Source organism: Streptomyces sp. NPDC056361, assembly GCF_042262805.1.
In the GTDB taxonomy this organism is placed as follows: domain Bacteria; phylum Actinomycetota; class Actinomycetes; order Streptomycetales; family Streptomycetaceae; genus Streptomyces.
Map to the genome: position 1 here is coordinate 1 of NZ_JBHJQI010000133.1, position 9,538 is coordinate 9,538.

General features: G+C 71.3%; 9 protein-coding genes and 1 pseudogene. 2 read left to right on the forward strand and 8 right to left on the reverse strand.

The features are described 5' to 3' along the window. Positions 1–59: 59 nt before the first annotated feature. Positions 60–731: an endonuclease NucS gene (gene nucS, locus ACFCY7_RS31680; protein ID WP_376489503.1), complete on the reverse strand. Its 672-nt coding sequence runs from the start codon at positions 729–731 to the stop codon at positions 60–62. A 272-nt stretch (positions 732–1,003) separates the two neighbouring features. Here nucS and ACFCY7_RS31685 point away from each other — a divergent pair, with 272 nt between their 5' ends. Next, the gene (locus tag ACFCY7_RS31685) at positions 1,004–1,396 is read left to right on the forward strand and encodes an SCO5389 family protein (RefSeq protein WP_017236120.1); all 393 of its coding nucleotides are present in this window, start codon (positions 1,004–1,006) and stop codon (positions 1,394–1,396) included. Between the two features lie 109 nt (positions 1,397–1,505). Here the strand turns inward: ACFCY7_RS31685 and ACFCY7_RS31690 are convergent, their stop codons facing one another. Continuing rightward, a complete protein-coding gene (locus ACFCY7_RS31690; RefSeq protein WP_376489504.1) occupies positions 1,506–2,540 on the reverse strand; it encodes an LLM class flavin-dependent oxidoreductase in 1,035 nt (344 codons plus the stop codon). Positions 2,541–2,738: 198 nt separating this feature from the next. Between ACFCY7_RS31690 and ACFCY7_RS31695 the strand changes: the two genes are divergently transcribed. After that, a complete protein-coding gene (locus ACFCY7_RS31695) occupies positions 2,739–3,068 on the forward strand; it encodes an ATP/GTP-binding protein (protein WP_376489505.1) in 330 nt (109 codons plus the stop codon). Between the two features lie 18 nt (positions 3,069–3,086). Here ACFCY7_RS31695 and ACFCY7_RS31700 read toward each other — a convergent pair whose 3' ends face one another. From ACFCY7_RS31700 to ACFCY7_RS31725, 6 genes and pseudogenes are all read right to left on the reverse strand, one after another. Then, positions 3,087–3,923, reverse strand: coding sequence for an ABC transporter permease (locus ACFCY7_RS31700; RefSeq protein WP_376489506.1), 837 nt, complete (start codon positions 3,921–3,923; stop codon positions 3,087–3,089). Further along, positions 3,920–5,086, reverse strand: a complete 1,167-nt coding sequence (locus ACFCY7_RS31705; RefSeq protein WP_376489507.1) for an ABC transporter ATP-binding protein — start codon at positions 5,084–5,086, stop codon at positions 3,920–3,922. The genes ACFCY7_RS31700 and ACFCY7_RS31705 overlap by 4 nt, the downstream gene beginning before the upstream one ends. A gap of 187 nt (positions 5,087–5,273) precedes the next feature. Then, entirely contained in the window at positions 5,274–6,053 is a 780-nt protein-coding gene (locus tag ACFCY7_RS31710) for an ABC transporter permease (protein ID WP_376489508.1), read from the reverse strand. A 3-nt stretch (positions 6,054–6,056) separates the two neighbouring features. Next, a complete protein-coding gene (locus ACFCY7_RS31715; protein WP_376489509.1) occupies positions 6,057–7,064 on the reverse strand; it encodes an ABC transporter ATP-binding protein in 1,008 nt (335 codons plus the stop codon). Between the two features lie 75 nt (positions 7,065–7,139). Beyond that, entirely contained in the window at positions 7,140–8,075 is a 936-nt protein-coding gene (locus ACFCY7_RS31720; RefSeq protein ID WP_017236114.1) for a cellulose-binding protein, read from the reverse strand. 114 nt (positions 8,076–8,189) lie between these two features. Continuing rightward, positions 8,190–9,538: pseudogene (locus ACFCY7_RS31725) on the reverse strand (hypothetical protein); the annotation flags it as partial.

Sequence of the window (9,538 nt, forward strand, 5' to 3'; positions counted from 1 at the left end):
GGGCGCGTCCTTCGCGCCCGGGGCCGTCCCCGTACTCCGTGCCGCTGTGACGGCAGGCCCTAGAACAGCCGCAGCTTGTCGTCCTCGATGCCGCGCAGCGCGTCGTAGTCGAGGACGACGCAGCCGATGCCGCGGTCGGTCGCGAGGACCTTGGCCTGCGGCTTGATCTCCTGGGCCGCGAAGACGCCCTTGACCGGCGCGAGGTGCGGGTCGCGGTTGAGCAGCTCCAGGTAGCGGGTCAGCTGCTCGACGCCGTCGATCTCGCCGCGGCGCTTGATCTCCACCGCGACCGTCCCGCCGTCCGCGTCCCGGCACAGGATGTCGACGGGGCCGATCGCGGTGGGGTACTCGCGGCGGATCAGGGTGTAGCCCTCGCCGAGGGTCTCGATGCGGTCGGCGAGCAGCTCCTGGAGGTGCGCCTCGACACCGTCCTTGATCAGGCCAGGGTCGACACCCAGTTCGTGTGAGGAATCGTGGAGGATCTCCTCCATCGTGATGATCAGTTTCTCGCCCGCTTTGTTGATCACGGTCCAGACGCCCTCCTCGCCGTCCACCCCCTCCTTGAGGGTGCACGGCGGGGACATCCAGTTGAGCGGTTTGTACGCCCGGTCGTCCGCGTGGATGGAGACGCTGCCGTCTGCCTTGACCAGGATCAGACGGGGGGCGGAGGGCAGGTGGGCCGTGAGCCGGCCCGCGTAGTCCACGGAGCAACGGGCAATGACGAGACGCATGGTCGGCAACGCTACAAGACGGGTGCTCTTCCGCGCGATTCGGGCATCGCCCGGGGACGCTCCGAGCGGCCTCCGGGATGCGCCGGAGCACGGTCATGAGCCGAACACCCGTCGGTTATCAGCCGGTTGTGTTCCCAATCTCCTGGTGCGGTCGGACCTGCGCGCTTACCGTGGAAGCTGGAGGTCGTCGTCCGTGCACGCTGCGTGTCGGGCGGGCAGGCCTTCGTCCCTGCCCGCAAGACCCCGTCCGCGGGGTCGCGAGAGGAGAACCCATGTCGCTCGACGTCTCACCGGCACTGTTGGAACAGGCCGAGCGAGGCGAGGTCGACGAAGCCGACTTCGTCGACTGCGTCCGGACCTCCCTGCCCTACGCATGGGAGATGATCAGTTCTCTGGTGGCCCAGCTGAAGGTCGACGGCGGAGAGTTCGCCGACAACCAGACGCCGCCGCCGAATGAGCAGGCACGTGGTCAGCTGCTGCGCGCGCTCGCCAGCGACGCCATCCGCGGCGCGCTCCAGCGGCACTTCGGGGTGCGTCTCGCCTTCCAGAACTGCCACCGGGTGGCGGTGTTCCCGCTGGACCCGGCGGTGGACGAGCGGCTCGCCCGCTTCACATCCGTACGGGGGCAGCTTCTCAACCAGTCGCCCGAACTCCGCGACTGCTGAGACATGGTGCTGCCGCTCCGCATCGCGGGAGGTCGCGATCGATGCGCGCCGACGCGCATCGTCGCCAGGAGATGCCGGAGCGGCGGCACGGTCCCGGCCGTGCCGGGGATCACACCAGGAGCGGCAGGACCTCCGCACCGAGCCGTCGCACGTTCTCCTCGGTCGCCGCGAGGTCGCCCGAGCCCTCCGCGAGCAGGGCGAAGCGCGTGATGCCCGTACGCTCCGAGGTCGCCGCGAGCCGGTCCGCCGCGAGCCGCGGCGTGCCCACCGGGTGCATCCCGCACAGCAGCTCCGTGTACGCCACGGGGTCCCGCATCGCCCGGTGCCTGCCGTCGACCGTGACATGGGCGTCGAGCCCCTGCCGCAGCCAGCCCGGCATCGCCTTCACCAGGGCCTCGGCCGCGTCGGGACCGCGGTCGGCGAGCTGCGCGACCCCCGCGGAGACGTGGCAGGCGCCGATCCGCGCGATCTCGTCCGGGTCCCGCCCGGCCTCCCGTGCGCAGCGGGCCCAGGCCGCGACCATCTCGGCCTTGTCCTCGTCGCCGCAGTGCATCCCGAGCAGCATCGGCAGGCCGCGCTCGGCGGCGAGCCGCACGCTCTTCGGCGAGGTGCAGGCCACCACCACCTCGGGGCGGGCCGGGCCGTCGATCAGCTCGTCCGGTCGTGGCACCACCGGCACGTCGCGGAAGGAGAACCGCTCGCCCCGGGCGCCCACGCTGGGCTCGGTGAGCCAGCGCAGCAGCAGGTCGAGCGATTCGGGGAAGCCCTGCTCGTACGCCGCGAGGCCGGAGCCGAACACCTCCAGGTCGACCCAGGGGCCGCCCCGGCCCACCCCGAGGGTGAACCTGCCGCCCGAGGTGAGGTGCAGCAGCGCCGCCTGCTCGCCCAGGGCGACCGGGTGGACGCTCGGCAGCACGCTCACCGCCGTGCCGACCCGCAGTCGGCGGGTGCGGCCCAGGAGCAGCGCGGCCAGTGTCACGGCCGACGGGCACACCCCGTACGGCACGAAATGGTGCTCGGCCAGCCAGACGGAGTCGAGCCCCGCCTCCTCGGCGACCTCGGCGGTGCGCACCGCACGGTGCAGCGCCTCTCCTTGTCCCTGGCCCGGGAACTGGGCGGCCAGAACGAACGTACCCACGCGCATCGCCTTCTGCCTCCTTGCGGCCGACGCGTATCTCCCCTCGCAAGGGCAACAACGTCGTGCACGTGCCAAAGGCAACGGCCGTTCATGAAGTTCTTGCGATTTTCCGCTAAGCCGTCCTGGGACGGGCCCGAGGCACCGTGTCGCGGCCCGTAGGCTGGAGAGAACGGTCCGTGTTCCCAGACCCCGTGAGGTGTGCCCGTGTCCCCGCGCCACAACCGCTCCCGAGGCGGCGAGAAGCCCGAGCAGCAGCAGGTCGACCACGGCGACCGGTACGGCGGCGTCCAGCGCACCGAGACCTGGCAGGGCGAGGAGTGGTACGTCCGCCTGGTCGCCGGCGCCAGCTCCCCGGGCAAGCGCTACCGCTGCCCCGGCTGCGACCAGGAGATCCCGCCCGGCGCCCCGCACGTGGTCGCCTGGCCGGAGTACGGCGGGGTGGACGACCGGCGCCACTGGCACAAGGCCTGCTGGAACGCGAAGGACCGCCGCACCAGCAAGGTGCAGCGGTCCCGCAACGCGCCGAAGTACTAGCCGCAGTACCCGGCGGACTCACACGTCCCGGTTGTTCAGCAGCGCGAAGGCGCCGCCGAGGGCGACGGCCGTGACGCCCGCCAGGATGAACAGCGGCTCCCAGCCCGCCGGGCCGTCGCTGCCGAAGGGCGGCTGGTCGGCGTACAGCGCGATCATCTGCGACGGGATGGAGTACGTGAAGAGCCACTCCTGCACCGACTTGAGCGCCTCGGAGAACATGAAGAGCGCCACCACCAGCGGCAGCAGCAGCAGGCCGATCATCACCGTGATCGCGCCCGCGGAGTGGCGGATCACCGTCCCGATCGCCAGCGACAGCAGACCGAGCAGGGCCAGGTAGGCGCCCGCTCCGACCGTCGCGCGCAGGAACTCGCCCGCCGACGGGTCCGCGGCCGTGTCCACGATGGCGACCTGCGCCGCCGCGACCAGCGTCGCGACCACCGTGGTGACCGTGAAGACCAGCAGGAAGAAGACGATCGCCTTCGCCGTCAGCACCCGGGCCCGGCTGGGGCAGGCCGTCAGGGTCGTACGGATCATGCCCGTGCCGTACTCGGAGGCGATGGTGAGCACGCCCAGCGTGATCACGCAGATCGCCGCGGGCAGCATGCCGAAGAAGCCGAACCCGAGCGCGGACTCCTCGCCCATCGGCGCGTCCGAGGCCGCGGCGATGGCCGCCACCCCCAGGCCGAGGGCCAGCATCAGCAGGATCATGACGCCGAGCGTCCACATCGTCGACCGCACCGAGCGGATCTTCGTCCACTCGGAGGCGAGCGCGTCACCGAGGTGCGCCCGGCGGACGGGGATGGGGGAGACGTACGTGTACGGCGCCGGAGCGGGGGGCTGGGCGGGGGCGGTCATCGGGCGTCCTTGGGGGTGTCGCTCGGCTGCGGGGTGGTCGGCTGGGGGACGGGCGACGGCGCGGCGGCCGGCGGCGCGTACGGACCCGGCGCGGGCGCCTGCGGTGCCCCGGCGTACGGGTTCTGCCCGGGCGGCGGCGGGGCGTACCAGCCCTGCTGCGGCACGTCCTGGACCACCGGCTGCGGCGGCATCCCGTACCCCTGCTGACCGGGGTGCGGGGCCGGCTGGAGGTGCGCGAGCCGGTCGTCGGTCGACCGGTAGTCCACGGCGCCCTGCGTCAGCCGCATGTACGCCTCCTCCAGGGACGCCTGGTGCGGGGACAGCTCCCAGATCCGCACGTCCGCGCCGTGCGCCAGGTCGCTGATCCTCGGCAGCGGAAGGCCCGTCACCCGCAGCGCGCCGTCCGGCTCGGACAGGACCTGGCCGCCGGCCTCGGTGAGGACCGCCGTCAGCTTCTCCCGCTGCGCCGGCTCCGTCTGCGGGGTCCGCACCCGGGCGAAGTCGGCGGAGTTCGCCGAGATGAAGTCCGTGACGCTCATGTCCGCGAGCAGCTGCCCGCGGCCGATCACGATCAGGTGGTCCGCCGTCAGCGCCATCTCGCTCATGAGGTGGCTGGAGACGAAGACGGTCCGGCCCTCGGAGGCCAGCTTCTTCATCAGGTTGCGGACCCAGAGGATGCCCTCCGGGTCCAGGCCGTTCACCGGCTCGTCGAAGAGCAGCACCTGCGGGTCGCCGAGGAGCGCCGCCGCGATGCCGAGGCGCTGGCCCATGCCGAGCGAGAAGCCGTTGGAGCGGCGCTTGGCCACGTCCTGCAGGCCGACGACGCCGAGGACCTCGTCGACGCGCTGCGCCGGGATGCCGGCGAGCTGCGCGAGCGACAGGAGGTGGCTGCGCGCGCTCCGCCCGCCGTGCACGGCCTTGGCGTCGAGCAGCGCGCCGACCTGCCGGGGCGCGTTCGGCAGCTGCCGGAACGGGTGGCCGCCGATCGTCACCTGCCCGGCGGTGGGCTGGTCGAGCCCGAGGATCATGCGCATCGTCGTCGACTTGCCCGACCCGTTGGGCCCCAGGAACCCGGTGACCACACCGGGCCTCACCTGGAAGGAAAGGTTGTACACGGCCGTCTTGGCGCCGTAGCGCTTCGTCAGGCCGACTGCCTCGATCATTCTCCAGCCCCATCGACAGGTCGGTCGCATCCATGTCGGGGCGTGGCGGCCTGCGGCCGGAGCCCCCCGTATGAGCTAGGAGCTTATCCAGCCATTGACGGTTCCGGCGAAGCGGAAGGGAACTTCCGCCGAACCTCCGGGAGATTCCCTGGCCGTCCCCTACGGGATCGGCCCGTCCGCCACGGGATCAGGCGTCCCGCTTCTTCAGCACCAGGTAGCCGCCGAGCAGCGAGGCCGCCACCCAGAGCACCATGATCCCCAGCCCGCCCCAGGGCCCGTACGGGGCCTTCTCCGAGTTCATCGCGTCGGGGATGACCCGCATGATCTTCGCGCCGGCCTGGTCCGGGAAGTACTGGGCCACCTCCTTGGCCTTCGGCACCGCCGAGAGAATGTTGGAGACCAGGAGCAGGAAGGGCATCAGGATGCCGAGCGACAGCATCGACGAGCGCAGCATCGTCGCCACGCCCATGGAGAACACGGCGATCAGGCCCATGTAGAGCCCGGCGCCGAACACCGCGCGCAGCACGTTGTCGTCACTGATCGAGGCACGGTGGTCGCCGAGCAGCGCCTGCCCCAGGAAGAAGGTGACGAAGCTCGTCGCGAGCCCGACCAGCAGGGCGAGCCCGCCCGCCACCGCGATCTTCGAGAAGAGGAAGGTCGCCCGCTGCGGCACGGCCGCCAGCGAGGTGCGGATCATGCCCGACGAGTACTCGGTCCCCACCACCAGGACACCGAAGACCACCATCGCCAGCTGGCCGAGGACCATCCCGGAGAAGCTGACCAGGGTCGGGTCGAAGGTGATCCGCTCCGCCTCGTTCAGATCGTCGAACGTGGAGCTCACCAGGGCGCTCAGCCCCGCGCCCATCGCCATCGTGACGAGGAAGGCGCTCGCCAGTGTCCAGACGGTCGACGACACCGTCCGGATCTTGGTCCACTCGGACTGGAGGACCGCGGATGCCGCTGCCATCGATCAGGCTCCCTCGGAGGTCGAGTCATAGGAGTCGGGGGAGTCGGGGGCCGACTCGGTGTTCGCGCCCCACCGGGGGCCGGGCGCCGGTGCGCCGTGTACGTCGGTGCCGTGCGCGTGGTACTCGACCGCACCGGCCGTCATCTGCATGAAGGCCTCTTCGAGGGAGGCGCGCTGGGAGCTCAGCTCGTGCAGGGTCAGACCGTTCTCGGCGGCCAGCTCGCCCAGCTTCTCGGTCGTCGCCCCGTCCACCTCGAGGGTGCCGTTGCCCGCCTCGACCACGATGAATCCGCTGCCGTGGAGCACATCCCGCAGGCGTTCCTGCTGCGGAGAACGCAGGCGCACGAAACTCCTGGAATTCTGGTGGATGAAATCCGCCATCGACGTGTCGGCCAGCAGCTTTCCCTGGCCGATCACGATCAGATGATCGGCCGTCAGCGCCATTTCACTCATCAGATGACTGGAAACGAAGATCGTTCGGCCTTCGGCGGCCAACGCCTTCATCAGATTGCGGATCCAGTGAATTCCCTCGGGGTCCAGACCATTGACGGGTTCGTCGAACATCAGGATCTCGGGATCACCGAGCAGCGCCGAGGCGATGCCGAGCCGCTGGCCCATGCCGAGGGAGAAACCCTTCGACTTCTTCTTCGCGACCGGCGTCAGACCCACCAGGTCGAGCACCTCGTCCACCCGCCCCGCCGGGATCCGGTTGGACTGCGCGAGGCACAGCAGGTTGTTGTACGCGGAACGGCCGCCGTGCATCGCCTTGGCGTCGAGCAGCGCCCCGATGTACTTGAGCGGCTCCGCCAGTTCCCGGTAGTGCTTGCCGTCGATCCGGACCGTCCCGCTCGTCGGGTTGTCCAGGTCGAGCATCATCCGCATCGTCGTCGACTTGCCCGCCCCGTTGGGCCCCAGGAACCCGGTGACCACGCCCGGCCGCACCTGGAAGGAGAGATGGTCGACCGCTGTCTTCGCCCCGTAGCGCTTGGTCAGGCCCTCAAGCTCGATCATGCGTACCAACCTACGGGCGCGCAAAACCCCCCGCCACCGGAATGACAGGGGGTTTCGGAAGGTGCTGCCGACTCGTTACCGGGACTGCTGGGCCGGGACACCGGCCGCGCGCTCGTCGTCGATCGGGGAGCCGGCCGCGGCCACCGCGGCACCGGTCAGCGTCGCCAGCATCTCGCGGACGTTGGTCAGCTGCGCGTTGATGGAGTCGCGGCGGTTCGTCAGCGCCGCGAGCTCGCGCTCCGACTCCGAACGGATCCGGTCGGCCTTGGCGTTCGCGTCGGCCACGATGTCCTCGGCCTGGCGCTGCGCGGTCTCCACCGTCTGACGGGCCCGGCGCTCCGCGTCCGTACGCAGCTTCTCGGCCTCCAGGCGGAGCTGCTCGGCACGGTGCTCGATCTCCGCGAGACGCTTCTCCGCCTTCGCCTGACGGGAGGCCAGGTCCCGCTCCGACTGCTCGCGGCGCTTCGCCAGGTTGGTCTCGAAGTCCGCGGCGGCCTGGGCGGCCTTGGCGCGGGTCTCCTCGAAGAGGGCGTCCGCCTCCTCGCGCTTCGACTGCGCGTCCTTCTGCGCCTCGGCACGCAGCGAGTTGGCCTCGCCCTGCGCCTTCTCGACGATCCGGACGCCCTCGTCCTCGGCCTTCGCCTTCCGGTCGGCCGCGAACGACTCCGCGTCGTTGCGGACCTGCTGGGCGGAGGACTCGGCCAGCTCGCGGTGCTGCTCGGCGGCGCGACGGGCCTCCTCACGCAGGTCCTTCGCCTCCTCCTCGGCGAGCCGGAGGATCTTCTCGACCCGGGCGCCGAGGCCCGCGTACGACGGCTCTGCGTCGGTGACCTGCGCCTGGGCGTTCTGCGTCTCGAGGTGGAGCTCCTCGATGCGCTTCTCCAGCGAGGTGATACGGGACAGGGCGCTGTCGCGGTCGGACACCAGCTTGGTAATGCGGTCGTCCACCTGACCGCGGTCGTAACCGCGCCGCACGAGCTCGAAGCCGAAGGGGGAGGATGTGTCGCTCATGGGTTTCCTGTCGAATGAGACCGGTGAGGTGTTAGAGGGAATCCTAGGGGCCGAAGCGGCGTGTCATCGAGCGTATGCCCGTTTGATCTGGAGAATGTCCAGCCTTTTGAGTGGCTAGCCGTCCTGGGACTTGCCACTCGAACGAGTGGTGCCCGCCGAAGCGCCCGCCTTGGCGCCCGCCGCCCCGGCAGACTTCGCCCCCACCGACGGGGTCTCGAATGACTCCAACGCCTCCAGTACGTCCTGGACACGGGAGATCTCGGCGTTGATGTCCTTGCGACGCCGCACCAGGACCTCCAGCTCGCGCTGACCCTCCGCGATGGTCTGCTCCGCCTCGGCCTCGGCCTCCGCCCGGATCCGCTCCGCCTCCGCCTTGATGCCCTCGGCCTCCGCGACGAGCGAGGCCTTCTTCTGCTCGGCCTCCTTGAGCAGCGCCTCGGCCTTGCGGACCGCGGCGATGCGGACCTTGCTCGCCTCCGAACTCGCCTCGGAGACCAGCTCCTTGGCCTTCTCGTCCGCCTCGGCGCGCTGCTCCGTCGCGGCCGTCACCAGCTTGTCGACGCGCTCGCCCGCCGTCCGCATCTGCTCGGCCGTCTCGCGCCGCGCCCGCTCGTGCAGTTCCTCGATCTCGCCCTCGACGCGGCCCCGCAGCTCCTCGGCCCGGTCCCTTATGGCCGTGGCGTCGCCGCGCGCCCCGACGAGCAGCTCGTCCGCGTCGGTGCGGGCCTTCTCCACCAGGGAGTTGCCCTCGACGGTCGCCTCGGCGACGATCCGCTCGGCCTCCTTGCGGGCCGCGCCGACCATCGTGTCCGCCTGCGACTCGGCCTCCGTGGTGGCGCGCAGCGCCTCCTCCTGGGCCTTGGCGATGAGCTGGTCGGCCTGCTCGGCCGCGTCCGAACGCTTCCGGGCGCCGGCCTCCCGCGCCTCGTCGAGCGTCCGGTCCGCCTCCTCGCGGGCCTCCGACCGCATCTGCTCGGACGCCGCCTCGGCGTCCGTCCTGACCCGCTCGGCCTCGGCACGGATCCGCTCGGCGTCCTGCTGCGCGGCGGACGTCGTCGCGACCGCCCCGGCCTCCGCCTCGGCCTTGGCCCGCTCGCCCTCGGCGACGGTCCGGGCGGCCTGCTCGGCGGCCTCCGCCGCGACCCGCTCGGCCTCGGCCCGCGCGTCCGCGGTGACCATGTCGGAGAGCTCGCCGGCCTCGCGGGTGAGCCGCTCGGCCTCGCTCGTGGCTTCGGCGAGGAGGGCGTCGGCCTGTTCGGCGGCGTCGGCGCGGCGCTTGTCGGCGGCCTTGCGGGCGTCGTCGAGGACCTGCTCGCCGTCGGCCAGCGCGGCGTTCCGCAGGGCCTGGGCGTGCGCCTCGCCGTCGATCTTGACCTGTTCGGCCTCGGCGCGCAGGCGCTGGGCGTCCTGTTCGGTCGTCTCCATGAGCTCGACGGCTTCGGTGGTGAGCCGCTCGGCTTCGC

Excerpts from the sequence above, each read along its gene's own strand:
- ACFCY7_RS31705 (WP_376489507.1), bottom strand. The coding sequence starts at position 5,086 with ATGATCGAGGCAGTCGGCCTGACGAAGCGCTACGGCGCCAAGACGGCC.
- ACFCY7_RS31690 (WP_376489504.1), bottom strand. The coding sequence starts at position 2,540 with ATGCGCGTGGGTACGTTCGTTCTGGCCGCCCAGTTCCCGGGCCAGGGA.
- ACFCY7_RS31715 (WP_376489509.1), bottom strand. The coding sequence starts at position 7,064 with ATGATCGAGCTTGAGGGCCTGACCAAGCGCTACGGGGCGAAGACAGCG.
- ACFCY7_RS31710 (WP_376489508.1), bottom strand. The coding sequence starts at position 6,053 with ATGGCAGCGGCATCCGCGGTCCTCCAGTCCGAGTGGACCAAGATCCGG.
- ACFCY7_RS31685 (WP_017236120.1), top strand. The coding sequence starts at position 1,004 with ATGTCGCTCGACGTCTCACCGGCACTGTTGGAACAGGCCGAGCGAGGC.
- nucS (WP_376489503.1), bottom strand. The coding sequence starts at position 731 with ATGCGTCTCGTCATTGCCCGTTGCTCCGTGGACTACGCGGGCCGGCTC.
- ACFCY7_RS31700 (WP_376489506.1), bottom strand. The coding sequence starts at position 3,923 with ATGACCGCCCCCGCCCAGCCCCCCGCTCCGGCGCCGTACACGTACGTC.
- ACFCY7_RS31720 (WP_017236114.1), bottom strand. The coding sequence starts at position 8,075 with ATGAGCGACACATCCTCCCCCTTCGGCTTCGAGCTCGTGCGGCGCGGT.